General features: G+C 34.5%; 27 protein-coding genes and 2 pseudogenes. 6 read left to right on the top strand and 23 right to left on the bottom strand.

Annotated elements, in window-relative coordinates; genetic code table 11:
- Window positions 1-164 precede the first annotated feature (164 nt).
- From PH210_RS06140 to PH210_RS06130, 3 genes are all read right to left on the bottom strand, one after another.
- Window positions 165-656, bottom strand: a complete 492-nt coding sequence (locus PH210_RS06140) for a restriction endonuclease (protein ID WP_289983922.1) — start codon at window positions 654-656, stop codon at window positions 165-167.
- Between the two features lie 246 nt (window positions 657-902).
- Window positions 903-1,088 carry a hypothetical protein gene (locus tag PH210_RS06135; RefSeq protein WP_289983921.1) on the bottom strand — a complete coding sequence of 62 codons (186 nt, stop codon included), beginning with the start codon at window positions 1,086-1,088 and terminating at the stop codon, window positions 903-905.
- A gap of 380 nt (window positions 1,089-1,468) precedes the next feature.
- Window positions 1,469-2,164, bottom strand: a complete 696-nt coding sequence (locus tag PH210_RS06130) for a hypothetical protein (RefSeq protein WP_289983919.1) — start codon at window positions 2,162-2,164, stop codon at window positions 1,469-1,471.
- Between the two features lie 224 nt (window positions 2,165-2,388).
- On the opposite strand from PH210_RS06130, the gene PH210_RS06125 reads away from it, so the two are divergent.
- Window positions 2,389-3,237 (top strand): tyrosine-type recombinase/integrase, encoded by an 849-nt coding sequence (locus tag PH210_RS06125; protein ID WP_289983918.1) that lies wholly within the window; start codon window positions 2,389-2,391, stop codon window positions 3,235-3,237.
- A 289-nt stretch (window positions 3,238-3,526) separates the two neighbouring features.
- Here PH210_RS06125 and PH210_RS06120 read toward each other — a convergent pair whose 3' ends face one another.
- Window positions 3,527-4,204 carry an EcsC family protein gene (locus PH210_RS06120; RefSeq protein ID WP_289983917.1) on the bottom strand — a complete coding sequence of 226 codons (678 nt, stop codon included), beginning with the start codon at window positions 4,202-4,204 and terminating at the stop codon, window positions 3,527-3,529.
- Between the two features lie 395 nt (window positions 4,205-4,599).
- On the opposite strand from PH210_RS06120, the gene PH210_RS06115 reads away from it, so the two are divergent.
- Entirely contained in the window at window positions 4,600-4,911 is a 312-nt protein-coding gene (locus tag PH210_RS06115; protein WP_289983916.1) for a hypothetical protein, read from the top strand.
- A gap of 203 nt (window positions 4,912-5,114) precedes the next feature.
- Here the strand turns inward: PH210_RS06115 and PH210_RS06110 are convergent, their stop codons facing one another.
- From PH210_RS06110 to PH210_RS06065, 10 genes and pseudogenes are all read right to left on the bottom strand, one after another.
- Window positions 5,115-5,384, bottom strand: coding sequence for a hypothetical protein (locus tag PH210_RS06110; RefSeq protein ID WP_289983915.1), 270 nt, complete (start codon window positions 5,382-5,384; stop codon window positions 5,115-5,117).
- Window positions 5,378-5,692 carry a hypothetical protein gene (locus PH210_RS06105; protein WP_289983913.1) on the bottom strand — a complete coding sequence of 105 codons (315 nt, stop codon included), beginning with the start codon at window positions 5,690-5,692 and terminating at the stop codon, window positions 5,378-5,380. Before PH210_RS06105 ends, PH210_RS06110 begins: the two co-directional genes overlap by 7 nt.
- Before the next feature lie 117 nt (window positions 5,693-5,809).
- Window positions 5,810-6,226, bottom strand: coding sequence for a hypothetical protein (locus PH210_RS06100; protein WP_289983911.1), 417 nt, complete (start codon window positions 6,224-6,226; stop codon window positions 5,810-5,812).
- Between the two features lie 9 nt (window positions 6,227-6,235).
- A pseudogene (locus PH210_RS06095) lies at window positions 6,236-6,490 on the bottom strand (choline-binding protein D); the annotation flags it as partial.
- Window positions 6,491-6,592: 102 nt separating this feature from the next.
- Window positions 6,593-6,778, bottom strand: a complete 186-nt coding sequence (locus PH210_RS06090; protein ID WP_289983910.1) for a hypothetical protein — start codon at window positions 6,776-6,778, stop codon at window positions 6,593-6,595.
- Window positions 6,779-6,928: 150 nt separating this feature from the next.
- Window positions 6,929-7,513, bottom strand: a complete 585-nt coding sequence (locus PH210_RS06085) for a thermonuclease family protein (protein ID WP_289983909.1) — start codon at window positions 7,511-7,513, stop codon at window positions 6,929-6,931.
- A gap of 132 nt (window positions 7,514-7,645) precedes the next feature.
- Window positions 7,646-8,050, bottom strand: coding sequence for a hypothetical protein (locus tag PH210_RS06080; RefSeq protein ID WP_289983908.1), 405 nt, complete (start codon window positions 8,048-8,050; stop codon window positions 7,646-7,648).
- A 194-nt stretch (window positions 8,051-8,244) separates the two neighbouring features.
- Window positions 8,245-8,670 (bottom strand): hypothetical protein, encoded by a 426-nt coding sequence (locus PH210_RS06075; RefSeq protein WP_289983907.1) that lies wholly within the window; start codon window positions 8,668-8,670, stop codon window positions 8,245-8,247.
- A 56-nt stretch (window positions 8,671-8,726) separates the two neighbouring features.
- Entirely contained in the window at window positions 8,727-9,989 is a 1,263-nt protein-coding gene (locus PH210_RS06070) for a replicative DNA helicase (RefSeq protein ID WP_289983906.1), read from the bottom strand.
- On the bottom strand, window positions 9,986-10,981 hold the full coding sequence (locus PH210_RS06065) for a DnaD domain protein (protein WP_289984427.1): 996 nt from the start codon (window positions 10,979-10,981) through the stop codon (window positions 9,986-9,988). The genes PH210_RS06070 and PH210_RS06065 overlap by 4 nt, the downstream gene beginning before the upstream one ends.
- 431 nt (window positions 10,982-11,412) lie before the next feature.
- Here PH210_RS06065 and PH210_RS06060 point away from each other — a divergent pair, with 431 nt between their 5' ends.
- Window positions 11,413-11,895, top strand: coding sequence for a CBO0543 family protein (locus PH210_RS06060; RefSeq protein ID WP_289983905.1), 483 nt, complete (start codon window positions 11,413-11,415; stop codon window positions 11,893-11,895).
- 198 nt (window positions 11,896-12,093) lie between these two features.
- Here the strand turns inward: PH210_RS06060 and PH210_RS06055 are convergent, their stop codons facing one another.
- From PH210_RS06055 to PH210_RS06045, 3 genes are all read right to left on the bottom strand, one after another.
- Window positions 12,094-13,062, bottom strand: a complete 969-nt coding sequence (locus tag PH210_RS06055) for a DUF3231 family protein (RefSeq protein WP_289983904.1) — start codon at window positions 13,060-13,062, stop codon at window positions 12,094-12,096.
- 172 nt (window positions 13,063-13,234) lie between these two features.
- Window positions 13,235-13,495, bottom strand: a complete 261-nt coding sequence (locus PH210_RS06050; protein WP_289983902.1) for a hypothetical protein — start codon at window positions 13,493-13,495, stop codon at window positions 13,235-13,237.
- 68 nt (window positions 13,496-13,563) lie between these two features.
- Complete coding sequence (locus PH210_RS06045; RefSeq protein ID WP_289983900.1) at window positions 13,564-13,818, bottom strand: hypothetical protein; 255 nt, start codon at window positions 13,816-13,818, stop codon at window positions 13,564-13,566.
- A 1,061-nt stretch (window positions 13,819-14,879) separates the two neighbouring features.
- On the opposite strand from PH210_RS06045, the gene PH210_RS06040 reads away from it, so the two are divergent.
- Entirely contained in the window at window positions 14,880-15,371 is a 492-nt protein-coding gene (locus tag PH210_RS06040) for a hypothetical protein (protein ID WP_289983898.1), read from the top strand.
- Between the two features lie 123 nt (window positions 15,372-15,494).
- Window positions 15,495-15,890 carry a hypothetical protein gene (locus PH210_RS06035; protein WP_289983897.1) on the top strand — a complete coding sequence of 132 codons (396 nt, stop codon included), beginning with the start codon at window positions 15,495-15,497 and terminating at the stop codon, window positions 15,888-15,890.
- A 262-nt stretch (window positions 15,891-16,152) separates the two neighbouring features.
- Here PH210_RS06035 and PH210_RS06030 read toward each other — a convergent pair whose 3' ends face one another.
- Both PH210_RS06030 and PH210_RS06025 read right to left on the bottom strand, forming a co-directional pair.
- Entirely contained in the window at window positions 16,153-16,557 is a 405-nt protein-coding gene (locus PH210_RS06030; RefSeq protein WP_289983895.1) for a hypothetical protein, read from the bottom strand.
- Window positions 16,558-17,376: 819 nt separating this feature from the next.
- Complete coding sequence (locus PH210_RS06025; protein WP_289983893.1) at window positions 17,377-17,841, bottom strand: hypothetical protein; 465 nt, start codon at window positions 17,839-17,841, stop codon at window positions 17,377-17,379.
- A 524-nt stretch (window positions 17,842-18,365) separates the two neighbouring features.
- Between PH210_RS06025 and PH210_RS06020 the strand changes: the two are divergent.
- Window positions 18,366-18,509: pseudogene (locus PH210_RS06020) on the top strand (DNA replication protein DnaD); the annotation flags it as partial.
- A gap of 267 nt (window positions 18,510-18,776) precedes the next feature.
- On the opposite strand, the gene PH210_RS06015 reads toward PH210_RS06020, so the two are convergent.
- The 4 genes from PH210_RS06015 to PH210_RS06000 form a co-directional block, all read right to left on the bottom strand.
- On the bottom strand, window positions 18,777-18,899 hold the full coding sequence (locus PH210_RS06015) for a hypothetical protein (protein WP_289983892.1): 123 nt from the start codon (window positions 18,897-18,899) through the stop codon (window positions 18,777-18,779).
- A gap of 32 nt (window positions 18,900-18,931) precedes the next feature.
- Window positions 18,932-19,243, bottom strand: a complete 312-nt coding sequence (locus PH210_RS06010) for a hypothetical protein (RefSeq protein ID WP_289983890.1) — start codon at window positions 19,241-19,243, stop codon at window positions 18,932-18,934.
- A 200-nt stretch (window positions 19,244-19,443) separates the two neighbouring features.
- Window positions 19,444-19,635, bottom strand: a complete 192-nt coding sequence (locus tag PH210_RS06005) for a hypothetical protein (RefSeq protein ID WP_289983887.1) — start codon at window positions 19,633-19,635, stop codon at window positions 19,444-19,446.
- Between the two features lie 121 nt (window positions 19,636-19,756).
- A complete protein-coding gene (locus PH210_RS06000) occupies window positions 19,757-20,095 on the bottom strand; it encodes a YolD-like family protein (protein WP_289983886.1) in 339 nt (112 codons plus the stop codon).
- Window positions 20,096-20,355: the final 260 nt, after the last annotated feature.

Here is a 20,355-nt window from a genome sequence, read left to right as displayed (position 1 = left end):
ATATCACTCACTTATTATTTTTTTCAGTTGGGTTCCTTTCAACAAATAAGCCATCATTTGTTGAACAGGATATTTAAAAAAGATTAGATCAACAAAGTTGCAGTCAATGTAAACCGAATGTCGAGAACTTACTTATGCTCCCTTATTCATTTCTAACATCCACTTCATAAAACATCTCGATCAATTAATATTACTTTATTAGAGATTGCCAGATTCACAGCAGGTGCAGTGAAATAGTTATTTGTAATAACCCAACATTCATCAGCATTATAATGGTTCTTAGCAGAAACAATTTCTTGAACAGCTTTTAGTCCCACTTTTTTATTGTACCTTTTGGCTTGCACAACTATCTTTTTATCAGTATTTGATAATACAAGATCAGCACCATAATCTCCTGTTACCGAGGTTAAACTAACCTTATATCCCCTACGTTTCAATAAACCTTGTAAATACTCCTCAAATACAGTTCCAGTCATTTTGTCTACTTCTAATATGCCTGATTTCCGTAGCTTTTGTTGTCTTAAATAGTTAGTCACAAAAGCCCAAATTAATGAACCTGCAAAAAATATTACAAGGATCACAGTTAATTTTGGTTCTGCTGAAAGTATTGCCCACAGTAATTCAAAGCCAACTCTTAACCTAGTTAAAAAATCCAATCTTTTTCCTCCCTTGCCTTGTAGTATAATAGTTATATTCTACCATTTTATTATAGTTTTCGAGCATATTTTTATGATTAAATATAACTTTATTCCTGTAACCTTAGCTCTAAAAGGAAAAAATCTATAACTAACTTGCCTTGTTAGTGCAATAAACTCAACGGAAAAAAAGCGTTAACCCCTCTTGGATCAACGCACGCGCTAGTTTAAGTACAATATTGCACAAACTTTCATTTCATAACCTTACTATACTTTTCTGTTTATACTGGAGTCGTAAAGAATATTTTCGTCTCTTTGATCTACAACTCGATAAGGCTCTGAATGATAATAATTGGCTAAAGCTTCAGTAATGATCTTCCACCAATTTTCGTCGGTATAAATAATAGTTTCTTTATCATATTGAATCATAATATTAGCTTCGCGTTTTAGCATTATTCCTTTTCTCCTTTTTTTTGCATTTTCATGATATTGATACATTTCTCCCTAAATAGTGTTACCTACATTTTTTCGGTATATAGAAGGTATTTTCCCCCAATTATTTGTTAACATTCGTGTTTAACAAAACGTCTCGTTATTTGAAAATCAAGTTATATTAAGAAAAAAATTATCAAAAACAAGGCCTAAAATACCAACAAGAGAGGGCGTAGGCTATATAACAAAAAAGTACCCTTTAAGGGGTCTACCCCCGGGTACTTTTTCGCTTTGTGTAGATTAATACAATTGTTTACATATAATTTTACTTTTACTTTTATCAATTAATATTGTAGACTCTAAAACTCCCCTAGTATTAATAAGGGGTAGATGAAATAATACTATTTACCTCTGTTATTTTGCACGTTCCAGTTCGGCTTTAATTTCATAATCATTGCAGTTTCAAGCGCTATAACCGTTTCTACATCCTCTGCTGAATCTCCTACTATTAATATTGAGATTCTAAGATAATCTGCATTATCATTCATTTTCCTTCCTGAACGATGAGTTCGGGCACTGTCACTATTTCTAACGTAGTCCCTAAGTCGTTTTCTGAACCCTCCATTACTATATTCGATGGCTTTACCGACGTAAGCAACTTTTCCATTCATTTCAGCTTTATATAAGCCTATGTGCTTGTTATACCTGCTCAAATCTTCTAAAGTAAGTGAACTTAATATTCCTAAATTCACCCATCTACTATTCCACTGAGATACGGTAAGTCCCCCAAACGTGATCTCACCGTTAGAATTAGTTTTTACTGAATTAGATTCAGTATTACCTGTATATATTTTAACCTTTGCTTTCTCAATTTTAACCCTTTCCTCTTGAACCTTTTTAGCAAATTCAGGGTTACTCATTCTACTTGAGTTTGCTGCTTGTGTTACTTTTCTTTCGTAATTTTTTAATTGTGCCGCTCTCTCTTTTTGAATTGATGCTTGTTTCTTAGCTCCTTCTTGTTGAAGTGTCTCAATGACTTCAGGTCCTTTTTCAATTGCAAATTCAACAAGCTTTCCAACTTTATTCCAGAATCCCATTTATGTATATCTCCTTTATTCAAAGTAGTTATATTTTACCATGTATATATTTAGAAATTAATATTTTTGAACCACTTAATTTAATACTTTTTCTAGTAATACAACATAATATAAATTATGTTACAAAACCTCACCTTTCAGTCTATTATTTTGGTATGAATTGCAACATAATTTACAAGAATCACAGAAAATAAAATGCAACATAATTTACAGGAGGCTCAAAAATGATAGAGCAATTTGAAAAATACCTGCACCAGGAAGACTTGAGTGAAAACACCAGAAGCAGCTATGTGCAGCATGCTAAAGGATTTCTTAAATGGTTCGAAGAATCTAAGGGGACCGAATTTAAACAGCTACATAGAGAGAACGTAAAGGATTACATATCTTATCTAAGGACAATTAAAAAATCTAGCCCGAAAACGATCAATGCCAAAATTAGTGCTTTAATTAAGTTAAATGAATTTTTAATGGATTCTAAGGTTCAAAACGATTATGCGGTCAGCAAAAAAGACAATCTGAAAATACAGCAGCAATACGCTTCCCTTGCAAGAATCGATGTTAAGGATGTCGAGAGATTCAGGCAGCTTTTACTGGATCACGAAAAGTCGAAACGAAACCATTCCATTATTACATTAATGGCCTATGCAGGGTTACGTATTAGTGAAGCTCTTGAAATCAAAATGATGGATTTTAACCTGGTCTCTAGGGAGCTATTAATAAAGGGGAAGGGTGACAAGGCAAGGACTGTCTTCATGTCTGATAAGGTCATTACAGCCCTCAAGGAATGGTTAAAAGAACGGAAGGCACTTGATAGTGATTATCTATTTATTTCTAATCGTGGTTCAAACCTGAATCGAACGGTCATCAATAATTTATTTACAACATATTCTAAGCAGCTAGGCAAAGACATTACACCTCACGACTTGAGACATTTCTTTTGTAGCCATGCAATCTCTAAAGGAATGAGTGTCCACGAGGTTGCCAACCACGCTGGACATAGTAATATTCACACGACATTGCTTTATACCAATCCGTCAAAAACAGAATTAATTGACAAAATGAACCAATTATAAAATTATGTGCATTTTTGTACCTAAAAAACCTATGGATCGAAGACAGTGATATGTTTTTATAAAAAAATCAGTTTTTATATACATTACCCGTATATATTAATCTATATAATATATATATATATATAATTTTATATATAAAAATAATAAATATATAAATATATAAATCTAAATAAGAAATTATGTATAAATCCGTACCTTGGGTTGGTAAATTATATTTTTGTTATAAAAAAGGAATACATTTACAGATATTATTCTGCTAATGTATCCTTTTTTTTTATAATTCCTTTGGTTATTTAACCTCAATGATAAATGGTTCATCACCTTTATTATCTTTTTCTATAAAGATATTGCGTGCAACATCTCCTATTGCATTGGTTGTTATGGCATCCACTGTTCCTCCAATAACCCCACCCAGAAAAGGTACTACTTTGCCGAGGTTTATGGCACCTGTTTCACCAAATTTGGTAAGAAGGCGAAATCCAACAGCTTGGTTGATTTTTGTGATAACTGCAGATGGGATTTTCTTAATCCCATTGATAGCAAGCTTTTGACCAATAACAATTCCGGTATTTTTGGCAATTTCCTTAGCTCCATTACCTACCAGACAAAGGTAAACAAATGATTTTACTTCATCATCCTTTAGGTTATACCCGCCCATATGAGCAATAGCGGCAACCATTCTAATTTGTACAAATAAAACACTTGCTATATTAGCTGGAACCGCAACGGGCAAGGTAATGATACCTCCTAATCCTGTTAAAAAACCACTAGCCGCACTTTTAGTGTTTTGCCAACGGATTAAACTATTTACCTGCTCTTCTAAACTACCCTTCTTTTTTAAATAGTTGTCTGCAAGCTCAAGTGCGGTATCCATACCAGGGATCCCACCATTAATAGCTTTATCATAAGACCAATCTAACGCATCAATAATTGCCTCCTGTGTTAAAGCCTTTACTTCTTCTAACATCTCCGTCACCATCCTAATGTCCGTATGGTAAAATTATACTGTATAAGAAATAGAATAGAAACTTCAACTTTCTAAAAATATTTTTTTTTATTAATATCATGATAGGAGTCATTTTTATAGCTACATATAAAGAAATACAAGACTACATTAAACAAAAACATGGGTACTCCGTTAAAACCTGTTGGATCGCCCATATGAAAGAAATTTGCGGCCTTAATCCAAGATTTTTCTATTGACGATGAGGTAAGAAATTTAATGACTTATTTTTTAGAAGTTTCTAGGTTAATTAAAAAAAAAGAATAGAAATATTTATTCAAAGAAGACTAGTTATTGATGAATAATACGGATAATTTTATGTTATTAAAATCTTAATTTTATAATGGGAGATGGTAAATATGGGTTGGAGAATACCAAAAGTAATTACAGAGGGTAAGATTCCTCATCAAATGCAGTTGCCGTATCGTAAGCTTAAACTTTATGATGATTGCTTAATGTATCAAGACGAAACTATTGAACTAGAAGATGTTAAGGATGTGTATTTTTATCCACACCGTGTGATTAGAGGATGGGCGGACTATGAACCTGTATTATATATAACTTTAAAAAGTGGAAGGAAGCTTGATTTTCGAGGATGGAAAATGAGGCATGAGGATGAGTATAGGAAAATTGCTGAATTCTTAGTTGATTTCATTGAAAGTAATCGATAAAAAGTTTACGAAAGTATATTAAATAACAAACGCAAGGTTTGAATTAACTTGCGTTTGTTCGTATTAATTTCAATTCAAAACACTTGTTAAAAACATTGCAAATTCGTTTGCTAATTGAAGTGGAAATTAGCATTTTGAACCTCAAAACGGAGCGGCTTACTAATTCCCACAGCTTTTTATTTCTTGCTAAACAAGGTATTTTTTTATATTTTTTTATATCCCAGTATTTTTGCATTTTCTATTGCATTACTGACATTGATTAGTGTTTTATTGAAATCCTCTATGAAGGCTAAGTCATTAAAATCTACACTATTGTCGAAAAGTTTATCTCCATTTTGTTCATATTCTTTTATTAAGCTTAGTGTCTTATCAATTGCTTCTTCATTAAAATGATCTCCATTTTCTGTAAAAGCATATAAAACAAAATTATTTAGCTGGTTTACGTTAAGAAACTCTCTAAAGTCATCTAGCAATGGGTATACGCAATTAAATTGAATTCTTCAGGCCCTGTTACTTTTAATGGAATAATATACTTGAATTCTTCAGAATATGCAGGGTGTACTTCTAATTTATATTGTGAATTTAGCGCCATTACCCCTAACCCCTTATTGGGATTATCACCGAACCAAAGAAACTGACTTATCTTTTCTTTATATTGACTATTTCGCCATTTTTCGAATGATTCGCACTCTGGAATGACTAATAAATCGGCCGAGAATTCCAGCGGTTGACTAATTTTCTCCCTGAATTTCATGGCTGAATTCCACGTTAATAATCTCAATCCAGTCACCTAACCTTTTAAATTTAATAAGTCATTCCATCAAAAATATTCCTTCCTTTGAAAAGTATTCTTTATTCAATAAAAAAAACCTTCTCATAAGAAGGGTAGATTCGAAAATTACCAATCAATTACAATCGATTGGTTAGTAGTTGTTACTGATACAGAACCCTTAGTAAACTTATCACCTTGATTTACAGATTGAGTAATTAAGTTCGTTAAATTCTGTTTGTCCAAAGGACATCCTAGTGCAATTGCAGAATCAACATAAAGGCTTGTGTATTTGCTATCAGCTTTGCCTGTGGTACTGGTAAAGTCAAAGTCGGTTTCCTTACCCGGTTCGTAGTAAAAACTAAATGCAATATCATTTTTATCAACATCTATAACAAATAGATCAATAAAAGGACCACTCTGGGAACTAGGACCCCGATCTGTAAGAACACTAAGTCTCGTTCCATTATCTTGTGCTGCCATCTTTAAAGGTTTGTAATATTTTTCAAGGTTTTTACTTGGTACCCAAACCCCTTCGTCATTCACAAAATAAGCTTAATCGACCATTTCGTTATATGCAGCCTTACCATTCGGATAAGCATATACGAACCCTCTAGTGGTCCCTAGCGCATGTCTTGCGATAAACCAGCCTATTTTCATTGCGCGAGATGAATCCAGATAGTAATACCCATCATCATTTGCCACCCAGTCCGTCTGCATCATACCTTTGGAGTTCATAAAATACCATTTGCTATTATCCTTTACCCAGCCGGTTTGCATAACCCCTGATCTATTAAAATAATACCATTGCCATTTATACGTTTACCAACCAGTTCTCATTGCACCAGTTATCTCATTGAGGTAATAATATTTGCCGTCTTGATGAAGCCAACCTCTCTTCATTTTTCCATCTTAACCTAGATAGTACCAGTAACCTCTGTCGAATAGCCATCCTTTATAGGTTGTTTGACTTGAGGTGTAATAGTACCAATTACCGTTAACAAATTTCCACCCCGAAACGCTTGCTGCTTGGACATTTGGTATGATAAAAGCAAATAGACAAAATGCAAACAACCCTGAAATAATAAACTTCCTCATATTGCCCCCCATTTTATGTCTTTAATACGAGTAATTCTATCATTTTCCTTTGAAAATATTAATCTATTTTCTGTAATTTCTTGTAAATTACTAGTAAATGAGTTAAGTAATTAATCCGATTTCAAAAAGACTTACTACTTTAAATAAATTTTAAGGATTTATTTGTCTTTGCACACACCCATTAAATCCCCATTTAGTCACAAAATTCGGATGGCTCCAAATGTTTACTTTATTCCTTTTTGCTAGATTTTCATTTTCCCTTAACAGATTAAGAAACTTATAAGGTGGGTTCATGATGAATGCCACTCGTGCGAATCCCTCTTTAACCAAAGTCTCTTGAACCATTTTTCCATCGACATAAACATAGGCTAACAATCGTCCATATGAATCCCTTGTATTCCCTTCTTCAAACTCCAACGTCAATCTGCCGCTCTTTACCAACTGGTTATTCCTTTGAAAGGCATCCTTTGCAAATGGCTGGACACACATTCCTTCTTTTTTTGATTCTGGTGTATCGACCAAAAGATAGCGAATTGTTTCTGTTTTTCCCTTTATTTTCACTTTGATCGTATCGCCATCTATGGTTCTTACTAAGGTAATGGGTTCCTGCCTTGTAAAACTTCCTGCATCCGACTTAATGTTGATCTTTTGGTTGGGTTCTTCCGTCTGGATTTGTGGAAACCCAAGAATGATTGCAGTTGCGGCTAGCGTAACACCAACTATCCTTTTTCTCATCCAAACCTCCTCCTATCCTCTCAAATTAACAAAACTGCCTATTTATCATGGGAATGATTTTCGAAGTTACAAAAAAAAAATGCAGCATAACTTCGATCACGCTGCATTTATTCCACACCTTGCTTATTTAAATTAATCTATTTCGGTTGAATCCCCAGCTGAATCTGAGTCACCATTTCCACTGCTAGCCATCAACTTCCGATATGTATGAGGATCAAGCTTTTTTAACTTCTGATAATTTAAGGTGTACCATTTGGACTTATCTAATTTTGATTCATTCCAATTGGCAGACACGATGTATCCTTTTTCCTCTAGTAGATGAACCAGTCTTTTGATCGAACTCTTTGACCAAATACTTAAATGCTCATGTAGCTCATCATAGGTAATATTTACCCATTTCTCCCCTTTAATTAAATGACCTTTGTTTTCTATCAATTTATGAAGCTGATACAATAAAAAGGCTTCCTTTAAACCAATGCTAAGAATCCACGAATTGATGTTCTCTACCGAAATTTCTTCCACTTTTGTTTCCTTCAATACCAGCATCTCCCATCATTTATTTACTTCATTCCCCCAGGATGATTAGTTAGTCTGCATTTTCCAAATCTAGCTAACCATCCTATCACCTTACACCCTTTATATAGATAAAAATGATTCGATAGGACAAGGTAGGAATTACTTTTTACATAAATGACCTTGTGGAAAAGAACAAAATATATTTGGCCATAACATCACACCCTATGAGAATACCCTGCAATAGCTGGAAAACGATCGAATTCTTTCTTCATATCTCGAAACGAAATCACATCATTTCCTCTAGAAAGCTGGAAATCTAGTGAGTATTCGTGACAGTTCAACGGTGTTTGGTGAAAGATGTCGGTATAGAACTGGATGGCCTCTTGCTTGCTGGCTGCATAGATAAAGGCAAATTCTTTCTGCTTCATCTTTAAAGAGTAAATACCATTCCTACTGCGAAAACCTAATAGATTCGTTTTAATCATTTCTGCTACCTTCTGATGATTTGCTTGTTTTAAGTCTAGTTTGGAAATGTTGTCCTCTAATGAAATTATCTTTTCTTCTAATAAATGGTGAATATAATGAGCCAACGCGGAATGTTCACAATGTATACAATTAAGGTAAAGTTCTTTTACGTTCATAAATAGCACCTCAATATGGGATTTTTTTATTGTTCATAAGCTAGTTCTTAAAGAGATTATTCAACAGTGAGGCTCTGTCTCTTTTGGTCCTCAATCTTTCCAGTATGTTCGTTATAATTTACCGCGATGGTTCCAACTGGACCATTTCTGTTTTTCGAAACGATGATTTCAAGGGAATAATCCTGCGACTCCTTGTCATAATACTTTTCACGGTACAAAAACAAAATGACATCGGCATCTTGTTCGACGCTGCCTGATTCCCGAATATCCGACATCATCGGCCGTTTGATGGCTCTTGATTCTACCGATCGATTTAACTGCGCTAAACAAATAACAGGGCAATTAAAATCCTTCGCCATCCTTTTAAGGGATTTGGATATTTCCGTTACTTGTAAATGGGAATTCCCTCCGAAATGTTGGCTGGAATGAATCAACGTTAAGTAATCGATAAATAGGATCGGTTTCTTGTCAGGAAATTGATGCATTAATTTTCGTGTTTTCGCTCTCATTTCCGCAATCGTTTGACCTGCCCCATCAAAAATCTGGATATTGGTTTCAGTAAGCTCATTAATCACACCCGACCATTTATCTTTTTGTCTTGGTGTGAGCAACTTTTTCGGATCCCGCATTTTGGCACGGTTAAAGCCTCCGGTCGAAGCAATTAATCGTGTGGTTATGAGCTTTTCAGGCATTTCTAGGGAAAATACGAGTGGCAAAAACCCTGCCCAACCCGACATTTTGGCAAAATGAAGCATGACGTCGGTTTTTCCCACTGAGGGTCTTGCTGCTAATATCGTTACTTCTCCATCCTGAAATCCTCCTGTTACTTCGTCGAGCTGTTTAATACCCGTTGGTGCATTTTTCAATGTATTTTGATCTTCCCATGGTGCCTCATAGATAAAGGACATCGCTTGTTGTAAGGACGTGTGATCCTCCATTTTCATTTGGTTAATTTTATCCAATTCGACAATGACTTTCGCAATCTCCCAATCATTCATAGCTGCAACGGTTAAGATGTTCCTCTTTTCTCGTTCCTTCCAAAGGCCGAGAATCAGCTTCTCCATTCCTTCAAATTTTTCTGGGTCCGCATACGATTGCAGCTCCGAAAGGTAGGAAATTCCACCCAAAGACTCTAGATCAGGTAAGGTTGTTAATGTAATCAAATCAACATTCCTGCCGGATCGGTGCAACTCCAGCATTCTCCGCATTAATTCTTTATGCTGGATACTTTCTAGCTGTTCTGGTTGAATAACGGTATCCTTCAGTAGGTAATCCGCCTTTATCAAGCTGCCTAAGAAAGCTTTTTCCGCTATACTCACCAATCTTCACCTGCCGTAAGGTCGAGTTTAAATTCACTAGGAATATCTCTACCGGCAGAAATGGATTGAGTTAATGGCCTTTGTTTTGGTTCAGGCTTTTCCTTCGTCTGAAATGAATCAATTTCTTCAATAGTCAGTAAGGATTCATTTTCCCAGTTTTTCAGAATCCCAACCACATAGTTTAGCTTTCGCTTGTTATTGGCACACGCAATAGTCAGGGCTTTTATAATCACCTCTTTCGGCTGTAAAAAGCCAGAGTCATCTAACCAAGATAACAGCTGTTGTTTCGCATTCACGTTTGAAAAACCAAATCCATTGTTGTCCCAAAACTCAATAATTTCTTTCACAGCAGCTGTTTTTTGTTGATTTTCTATTTCTAGATTGTTCTCTATTATGGTTTTAAAAGCTTTTTGTTGTTGTTTTTCTTTTTTATTTTCTTTTTTATTTTCTTTTTGTCCACCTATCGTATAACGAGACGTAAACGTATCGTCATACTCTTCAGATTTAGGATCTGGATATGTATTATTTTCTTTTTGGTCGTTAACTTTATTGCTGTAATCCTTCTTTTCTTGTTCACAAAAAGATTCAAACAGGCTGCGAATTTCCTGTTTTTGTATGGCTTCCGAAACATATTGGATAAGTGAGGTATCTTTGACATTTTTTAATTCGGAGTAAATACAATCCATGAATGGCTTCCCGCCTTTATCCAGGTTAAATTTCCCCCAGTTTTTAATCGCGAGCTCTCTTGTTATTGGATTGTAACGAATCATTTTATGATGTTCGATGAATCGGTCCATTATCAAATTTAGAGTTTCATCCGAATAGCCTAAGTCAAATGCCATTTCTTTTTTGGTAATCTTGTAGATTCCAATTTGAGTGGTATATGGATTCGTAAGAAGATAAAGAAAGAAAAATTTGTCCTCAGGGGTCATCTCTTCTGACACATTCGGATTCTTCCAAAAATCAGTACGTACCATTCTATATTTTGCCATTTTCAACCACTGCCTTTCTCCTAATAAAATTCCTTCATCCTTGATATAGAAATGTTTGAATAAAATGGTCAGATGCTTTTTAATAGACCCTTTGGTTGTCCTTATGAAAGCCCCCCTTCTGTGTACTTCTACGATATCGAGATCGGTGTTCTAAAGCGAATTTGCATTTTTCATTTTTGAGGCCATTTTTAGTCCGAAAACGTTAAAAACGCCTTCAAAAAATCATTTTTGAAGGCGTTTTTTGCAATTTCGTTCGATTTTCACCTTATTTTATTTTCTTTTCCATCCATTCGATTAATCCCAGAAAATCACCACTTTCTCTATAGGATTAAGCTATTTGTTTCATTTGTTTATTTCGTTTAAAAGCCTTAAACAATAATTGAATTAATCAATTCTAAAAGTAAAAACTATTTATTAAAGGAGGATTATTAATGAAATACAAAGCAGAGAAAACTATCGAAATTTCATCCTGGCTAATTGTGTCAATATTATTAATAAAATTAACACCAAAAAATAAAGTTCGTGAAACGCTAGTTGTATTTTTATTTAAACAAGCCCTAACATGGATTTTTGGATTACTAGTGGTAGAAAAAAACTTAATTTCCTATCCATATCGCTTATTTTTCAAAAAAGCATATAAACCTTCTTTTTCATTTGAATACTTTATATATCCTGGACTGTGCGCTTTATTTAGTTTGTACTATCCAAAAAATAATTCTAACTTTTTAAAAATCCTGCATTGCTTTATTAGTACTTCTGTAATAGTCATCTTTGAAATAATTGCAGTGAAATATACAAAATTAATTAAATATAAAAAATGGACTTGGTATTGGAGTTTTATAACAATTTGGATAACTGATTACATAACACAAGCTTTTCACAACTGGTTTTTTAAAACTAAATTTCATGAATAAAAAGGGGCAGTTAGACTGCCCCTTTTATTAAGTTAAATGCTCGATATTAGTCAAGTGCTATAAAAGATAGGACTAGATTTTTAACTCTCTTGGTTCCACTCCACGTTACTTTACGAAGAAAAGCTTTCAGAGTTGGCAGCTCTAATTATTTAGGTTCCTTTAATATTTTGAGGGTTTAAAATTCTAAATTCAATATCCTCACAATGTGTAATTAATTGAACTACTAGTTAATGGTGGTTCATTAAACCAACCTTTTTTAACCAATAGTTTAAACCCTTTTTCTGAAAAACTTTGGACCTGTTCTATTAATTTACTTAGTATTTTGACATGATTCTTCTTATAACTAGAAACAGCAGCGTTTTGTAAATTTATTATTCCAATAGGATTTAAAAACATTATTAGGTTCGTCATTAACTTATCTGAAAATGGAGATTCATTCACCCTATGAGCGAAGCTTTCTAGTCCAGTTGTAGTACTAACTCCGTTTTCCCTGAAAATATCCGATAAAGTAGCAGCTTGATGAAATGCTAATTTCTTGCCATCATTAATTAATTGCTTTGCCTCTACATCTTTTACTACATCAGCAAAAGCAGCGCATAGAGCAACACCAACATTATTGCATTGAAGTGCACTGTACATATGTGCCAATTCTACCGCATTAAGTGGTCTTAATTGTGTTGATATAACCTTAAACAGTTTACTCTCTCTTTCATGTGCTTTCATGAATAAAAATGGACTGTTTTGTAACAAGTTCTTTTCTTTTAATAAATCTAAAAGAGATTCATCAATTTGCATAATCTTAGTGAGGACTTCACTAAAGAATTTCTTTACATTCATATCCGTAAGTTCTGAATATTGAGAAGCGAGGACCCGCATCCCATTTCCGGTAATATGCTTAAGAATTTCAATGATTAATTGATCAGTAAAAAGCTTTACTGAGGAGTTATATAAATCAACTTCACTGAAAAATGGCGTTTCTTTATAACCGCTGTCATTTAATATCTTTGTAGCCTCTTTTTCTTGAAATGTAGATAATAAATTGATTTCATCTAGAACACTTCTCAAATCTTTATCCTCAGCAGTGTCAATAAGATTTTTCAAAAAAATATTAACCATATTCGAACTTGATTGTAGATACCAAAGAAAGCCGAACTCATTTACGTTCATGCAAATGGCTCCTTCATTATTTATAGTTTCTCATAAATCTGCTCTATGTTCGGATTTTTATGCACTTCAGAAAAGCCACCAAATTTAGCAGCCTGATTTTCGATAATTTTTAGCTATGATTTTGCAGCATTGACAAAATGGTCAGCACTTCAGTCAGAAATGTGGATATAGATCATCCATCATAAACTTCTCTTTTTTTCTCATCTTCCTCGAAGATTTCGTCAGTAACTTTTTCCATTAGAATATTGTTTGGGCGGGGGAAATTTATGGCTTCGTGCCCTTCATCAAATTGCTGAACAATACCTACCATGGTTGGATATTTTTGAATATGCTCTTCATAGCATGATTGAAAGTCTTCGCCCACAACGAGGATTTCCTTTTTATGGCCACCAATTTCATTATCTTCTATATATGAAATAATAAATTCTTTCATCATTTCCTCCTTAAAAAACAAATTTTTTATTGGGAAAAATTTAGAATTACAAAAGCACTTAGGGAAGCCTATTCTTCATTTATATCTAATCCAGATAAATTTAAAGAAAGTTCATCTATTACTAAAAATACACAACCAAAAACGGTTCTATAATCGATATATTCCCCTTTAACTTCAACATTTATTTCAATAATATTCCTTTTATTATGTATGTAATTTTCTTCCAATTGATTAAAATTAATACTTGTTACAGATACACTAATTTCCTCTAAGAATTTTTTTAGCTCTCTTTCAAATATTGAATTATTAAAGTTTGTTTTCACTGAAGAAAATACGAATAGTAAATTTCATTTCAAATCCTCCTTCTACTTATGATTTGTCAAATCTTCCTTACTTAACCTTTTTTCAAAATAACTTGTGTATCTTTTATCCACATATGATGAGTATAAAGCTCGGATCAATGATGCTTTAAAGCGGGCAACTATGTATTGCGAGCTGAGTCTAAATAAGAAAGACCCCTCTCAACTAAGAGAGGGGTCGGTTTTTATTCCTAAGGCCAACGGTTTAACCGCTGCCCCATATTTGATATTTTTTTGCATCTTCATATAAAGAATAGTTACGCGTCATTACTTTTACAAAATCTTCTATCTGTATATCCTTTTCCATATTCATAATATACATGGCATTCTTCAACTTTTATGATCTTCTTTTCAAAGACTGGCACATATTTTATCAAATGATAATCATTATTCCATTCTTTAACAAATTCAAAAGTGGTTCATACACTCAAATTGTTAAAAAATGTTCACAAAAAAAATAGGACATCCAAATTTGGAAGTCCTATTTTTTTAGACCAGTTTTAATATTTGTCATAAATTTGAAAGTTGTAGTTAAAGCTAATTTTTCTTTGCTGTTTAGACTGGCAAAGCTCTTTTTTAATGATATTTAATTCTCCTAGTCGCTCCATTTATGTTTCAAAAACATTTTCGAGCGTTGCTTTTACGAAAAGACGCTTTACATTATATCGTAGTTCAAAATCATTTCTTTCACCTCCATTGTCATACTTACTAATGAAGAACATCCGAACAACCTCTCTTACAGTAAAACCTTTTGAAAGACTTTTGTTAAAAATAATTCTAATTAAGTTACTATATTCTTTCTTATTTTTGTTCCCGCTTGATATGGACACTGCCAGTTTATCAAGAATATTCTCATTAATGTGGTCCTAATTAAATTATCATTTGAATCACAAGAACCTTCCCTATAGATTTCAAAGCGTTTATCAATCTTTTTCTAGTATATTTAATCCAATCTTGATAGAAGTCCAAACAATTTGTTCAATATTGAATATTTTTAATAGTACAAGCATTAAGGAGGTGAAGAAATGGCGTCTAATAAAAAAAATCATTCAAATAGTAGACCTTATATCGCAGATATTCCTGGGTTATATAGCAATCCAAATGATTTGGATTCAGAGTGTCCTTGCAGACAAAATAGGAGTTTCAGCGAAGCTGAATCCATTGATATCTGTACATGCTCTGATTCCAGAATTCTCGATATATTTCCAATACAACGTTATCAATACTATGCCTCAGTAAATCTTCAATGTAAGGGATTAGGGAGCGTTGTTGGTTGTGTTGGAAGTGACGTTAACATTGAATACCGATGGACTCTGAGAGCTATTTCAGGAAATGTAGGACTTGTAGGACCTATTGTGAAGGCTACCGAGCCCACTGTCGTAGTAGGTGGAAGTGGCACGTTTGATTTGACTGTCGAGGTTACTTTCGTTTGCAGGCAGTTTATACCGGGTCCAGTAGCTGTTTGGGTTCCTATTGAGTGTAAGCAATCCTTAACCAGAAGATTCACCCAACAATAAACAGAACATTTTTCAGGAAATCAGTATGAGGTATTCTGTCACATAATTTAAATAATCGTCCACTCCCTTAAGAAAGACTTCTTCAGGAATAGAATAATTACTTGTAAATGGAGGTGAGAAAACATGTCATCATCAAGAAATAGATTCCAAGTAAATCCAAATCCTCGTGAAGGTTGTTGCAGTTCATCTCGACTTAGAACCCCAGGTATTAAGCCGACAAGCACTCCGGGACGATATTTTGCAGATGCAGATTTAGTTTGTGCTGGGGATTGTACTGGAATTGATTCGCTAATTGGTTATGTATGGACTTTACAGCGAATAAGTGGAGACGTTAGAATCGAAGGACCTACGTTTAAGACTGGAGACAATACTGTTCTTGTAGCAGGACATGGTGAATTTGTACTAACCGTCGTGGTTTTTTTTCATTGTCAACTTCCGCTTTTCCGTGTACCGATCGTCAGACTTACTAGAGGATATGCCACTTGTCGCAGAGAAGCTGCAGTACGTTTCAGTCAATAATATAGGAAGTGAAACCATTCATGTTGGCTTTCTTTTTGCCAATAAAGAATTCGTATAACTGTTGAGACGTATTATTCGACGAATATCGTCTCTTTTTTATGTAATTTATGTATGAATAGTAGATGCGGATTTTTAGAAAAACAAAGAAGTGGACAACCTGGTTTAAAAATGGAACAAAAGGGGTGGTATTGAAGTTGGACTACATGGCACCTTAGATAATTGGATTAACAAATTCCCCCTTTACAGCCACCCCCAAATAATACTACTGATTGAATTTTACGGTAGTTTCTACAAGACAGCTTGCAAATGGAAATGGTGGAACATTAACCTGGCATCGAAAGGTAACTTGTACCGTTAACCAAAAGGTACCAGATCCTTCGATTTCTACTCTGTTGTCACCTACTTTCCGTCGATCTCCTACGATTCTTGCATTTCCTAAACTTGGTATGATACTCCAATCATAAATAATATCTGAGTCACTGCCAGTACAAAAAATGGTAGAGCATTGTAGATCAGCATCCGCAAAGTATACGCCAGGAGTGCTTGTTCTTTTAATACCTGGGGTTCTTAGGTTAGAGCCAGAACAACATGCCGCAGTTTGGAGTGGCAAATCGCAGTTACAATCCCTTTGGTTTGCCCTAACTCGTTCATATCTTTCATTAAACAAAAATATCACCTCACTTTTAAACTAGTACACTATCAAAATATTCATAATAGAATAAAGTGCTTGTACAAATTAAAAAAATTGGTTTAATTATAACGATATCCTAGATCATTCGTAAGCCCAGTGGTAATAGGATAAAGAAACAACCCCATTTCTGAGGTTGTTTTATATATTAAATATCCTAGAATGGTCTCTTGTACATCGGTCCGTTTCAATAGAGCTGGAACATGTAAAGACTACTTGGACAGAGAGTTCGAATACTCCTTTACCATATACTGTTATGGTACTCCCTCCAGGTCCGATTTCAACCCTAAAATTTCCAAATATAGGATCAAAGTTCCATGTATATCGAATATCACTATCTCGTCCACTACAACCTATACCATTACATCTTAAGTCTGCATCTGCTAAATATCTACTTACACCTCTATTTCTGTCTACGAATATTTGTCTGATATCTCTAATATTAGAAGCACGACAACCACAAAAAATGCCCTCTGTACCTCTGTTTACGTCTGTAGAGTTACCAACTTGGGGATTGCAACCACAATTCCCTTGGTTGTGGTTTCTTAATCGATTTTCACGATTCAGCATGTAATTTTCGAATGTCAATTTATCACACTCCTTTCTAGTAAGATATTTGAACCTATTAATAATTTGATAATATTGCTATACGCTTGTGCTATTTCAAATAAATTAAATATCACAATCTTTTCATTCAATGTTTTTCCAAATTTCGGACGTATAGCTCATAGTTTTAATAGTATTTTAATATTTTTAAAGCTGTTATTAGTTTTCATCTGCAAATGAATCAGCTGGTGGTTAAGAGGATGGTAAAGGACACGGAGTTATGGTACTTGATTGATTAAATTCTAACCGAGCTTCTCCAGTTTGGAAATAAAGTATAAACGAGATTTTATTTTCTCCGGGTGAAAAGGTAGCAACGAAGTTTGGAACGAATCTAGTAACAGCATCAAAATAGAACCCTATACCTGTTACAGTTAATTTATTTTGAATAGAGTCAAACGCCATACGACGATTAATAGTTGTTGCTAGAAATGAGCCCGCAGCAGCTGATTCAAATAACAAAGTACTGCCTCCGTTTGAACATCCTGGACATAAATTTGCATTTACCTCTCCAGTTGCCCTTACCTGAGCAGGGCATTCTCTGGGAGGAAAATTACCCAATCCATCAGAGTTACGATCTTGGGGATTGCAGCCACAATTCCCTTGGTTATGGATTCTTAATCTATTTTCTCGATTCCGCATGTAATTTTCGTATGTCAATTTATCACACTCCTTTATATTAATATTACATCCTATTAGTAATTTGATAGTTTTGCTTATACGATTGTCCTATTTCAAAAAAATGATTTTATTAATAACTCTCAGCCAAAGTTTTTTACAACGAGTAGAAATTAACCGGTACAAGCTGCTGTTACGCATTCACATTCGAAAAACCAAATCCATTGTTGTCTCAAAACTCAACAATTTCTTTCACATCTATTTGATTATTCTGTAGTGGATTCTCGATGTCTGGATTTTCCTCTATATTAGGACTACTAGCTTCTTGATGTTGTTTTTATTTTCTTTTTGTACCCGTATCTTATAACCAGGCATCAACGCAGCGTCATGCTCTCCACATTCAGTATCTTGATAAGTATTATTTTCATTTTGGTCGTTAACTTCCTTGCCGAAAACCATCTCTTCTTGTTCACATCCTGTTTTTGAATGGATTCCGAAACATATGGAATTAGTGAGAGATCCTCCACATCTATTAACTCGGAAAAAATACAATTCATCAAGGTTTTGCTTTTGAATTGGGCTATTCGAATGAGAGTGTAAATTCGTTAATGGAACGTTTTATCGTGCACCACAAGCTGATCCGTTACAATCCTGAAACGAGAGAATTGGCGATGAAAAACTGGGGGAAATATAACCTGGATAAAGGCGGGAATTTGTTTCTTGGTGATTTTATAGATTCCAGTTTTAGTCGTATGTGGATCCGTAAGAAAATAATGGTAGAAATACTTATCCTCCGGAGTCATCTCCTCAGAAACAATTGGATTCTTCCAAAAATCAGTACGTACCAGTCTAAACTTTGCCATCTTCAACCACTGCCTTTCTGCTAATAAAATCCCTTCATACTTGAAATAGAAATTCATGAATAAAATGGGTTGACCATTTTATTCTGCACTTACCTCTTCAAACCATTTGACTAATCATGAATAATCACCACTTTCTCTATAGGATTCTACTATTTGCTTCATTTCTTTATTTCTTTTAAAAGCGGAAATCTTTCTGTCTTTAATTTCTTCTGCGTTTACATTTAATTTATAAGCCATGTTAATTTATCCTCATAGCTTTTTTTCATATACTAGTTTTCAGGCGATATAGGGTCTAATTCAAGCGTATTGACCTTTAACCCATTTCTTCGATTTCCAAAGGCATTCCATTTAAAATGGTAGTCATTCATGCTTACCGGGAACTCGTGTCCTGGTTTCGTTGTAATCTTCTTCATCATGGCTACTGGGAATTGATTTAAAAGTAGTTGAAAGTGATTGCCCTGCCAAAACACAGGAAAATTGTAACTTTTTAAAAGTGCTTTTAGTGCTGGGTAGTCTAATGCTGCACTTCCACGAGATAATGTTAGGAATGATCCCTTTTTCTCAACTAAAAACCCTCTCATTTCCAAAGCATCAAATAATCTTTCCTGCCTATCCATTAATTCGGGATGCGGAGAAAACGAAGATGCACGATCGATAATGCTTTCGAAAAGGTTAACATTCAGAAGTAGGTAGCGGTGGAGCGTTCGGCTTGCGTTGAGTCGGGCGCTTTTTTATATGTACGTACGGTGTTGCTGGCGAAATAAAAAAAACGAAGAGCAAATTACTCTCCGTCTGCTACTACGATTTCGTATCCGAGTGGCTGAAGTTTACTTTCAAATAATTCCCGTGAAACAATAAAGAACGTTTTGCTGCCGTCATCACTTACGACTAACTCATCCGGGCTCTTATCGACCTGGGCTTCGATTAACTTATCGTATCGGTAACTCTCTTTGAGTAATTCCGAAATGTTCAAGCTTATCACCTCCGCACTATAATATCAGAATTTTCGGGAATGTAAAGATATTTCAGGCACCTGAGTTAGAAAAATTATACGCAAGTTAGAAACGTCAAAACCCCTTCTGGAAAAGGCGGCCTTATTCAACGACCTTCACTCCGACTACACTATCGAATGCCACCCGCTCAAACTCTCCGTCTTTAACTTCAATCCGCAGCTCATGCGTTACCGGATCAACGAATTGTATTCGTCCTGTCATTTCCTTCGTAAAGCCATCGGCCCATATCATCAGCTTTATCGAATGGTTATATTCCATTGCGTAAATAATGCGTAAGTCGAACTCTTCTGCTTCATGCTCGTCAATGATTGGCTTCCTTTCCCGCTTAGTATCAAGCCAAAAATCCTTCTGAGTCTTCGCTAATTCTGGCAATTGAAATGCTGCCTGCCATTTAACCATACCGCGATCACGTATCGCCATATAATCGCCTCCTTTCTTAATATTATATGCGAACTTATGTTCCGTATGTATACATAAATGTATATAAGAGACAATATTAGGAATCCTCCATATGAAACCATCCTTTTAATTCAAGGGTGGTTTTTTTATATAAGCTCCATCTCTGTCCATGTCTATATAAGACAACCCTCATAATATATTAATATCCCTTGATTAAAGTAAGCATTTACAAGAGCGTCTTATGACGCTTTTTCTTTTTTAGTACATAAATACGCCACCCG

This window comes from Paenibacillus sp. BSR1-1, from assembly GCF_030403775.1.
Lineage (GTDB): Bacteria > Bacillota > Bacilli > Bacillales > Cytobacillaceae > Neobacillus.
Note: the sequence above shows the minus strand (reverse complement) of the source record. Positions and strands in the feature narration are given on the sequence as shown.

Coding starts and splice junctions, on each gene's coding strand:
- PH210_RS06135 (WP_289983921.1), bottom strand. CDS start 1,088: ATGCTAAAACGCGAAGCTAATATTATGATTCAATATGATAAAGAAACT.
- PH210_RS06065 (WP_289984427.1), bottom strand. CDS start 10,981: ATGGCAAAATATAGAATGGTACGTACTGATTTTTGGAAGAATCCGAAT.
- PH210_RS06085 (WP_289983909.1), bottom strand. CDS start 7,513: ATGAGAAAAAGGATAGTTGGTGTTACGCTAGCCGCAACTGCAATCATT.
- PH210_RS06035 (WP_289983897.1), top strand. CDS start 15,495: ATGTCATCATCAAGAAATAGATTCCAAGTAAATCCAAATCCTCGTGAA.
- PH210_RS06055 (WP_289983904.1), bottom strand. CDS start 13,062: ATGAACGTAAATGAGTTCGGCTTTCTTTGGTATCTACAATCAAGTTCG.
- PH210_RS06125 (WP_289983918.1), top strand. CDS start 2,389: ATGATAGAGCAATTTGAAAAATACCTGCACCAGGAAGACTTGAGTGAA.
- PH210_RS06050 (WP_289983902.1), bottom strand. CDS start 13,495: ATGAAAGAATTTATTATTTCATATATAGAAGATAATGAAATTGGTGGC.
- PH210_RS06060 (WP_289983905.1), top strand. CDS start 11,413: ATGAAATACAAAGCAGAGAAAACTATCGAAATTTCATCCTGGCTAATT.
- PH210_RS06040 (WP_289983898.1), top strand. CDS start 14,880: ATGGCGTCTAATAAAAAAAATCATTCAAATAGTAGACCTTATATCGCA.
- PH210_RS06130 (WP_289983919.1), bottom strand. CDS start 2,164: ATGGGATTCTGGAATAAAGTTGGAAAGCTTGTTGAATTTGCAATTGAA.
- PH210_RS06115 (WP_289983916.1), top strand. CDS start 4,600: ATGGGTTGGAGAATACCAAAAGTAATTACAGAGGGTAAGATTCCTCAT.
- PH210_RS06090 (WP_289983910.1), bottom strand. CDS start 6,778: ATGAGGAAGTTTATTATTTCAGGGTTGTTTGCATTTTGTCTATTTGCT.
- PH210_RS06120 (WP_289983917.1), bottom strand. CDS start 4,204: ATGTTAGAAGAAGTAAAGGCTTTAACACAGGAGGCAATTATTGATGCG.
- PH210_RS06075 (WP_289983907.1), bottom strand. CDS start 8,670: ATGAACGTAAAAGAACTTTACCTTAATTGTATACATTGTGAACATTCC.
- PH210_RS06000 (WP_289983886.1), bottom strand. CDS start 20,095: ATGGCGATACGTGATCGCGGTATGGTTAAATGGCAGGCAGCATTTCAA.
- PH210_RS06010 (WP_289983890.1), bottom strand. CDS start 19,243: ATGAGAGGGTTTTTAGTTGAGAAAAAGGGATCATTCCTAACATTATCT.
- PH210_RS06015 (WP_289983892.1), bottom strand. CDS start 18,899: ATGGCTTATAAATTAAATGTAAACGCAGAAGAAATTAAAGACAGAAAG.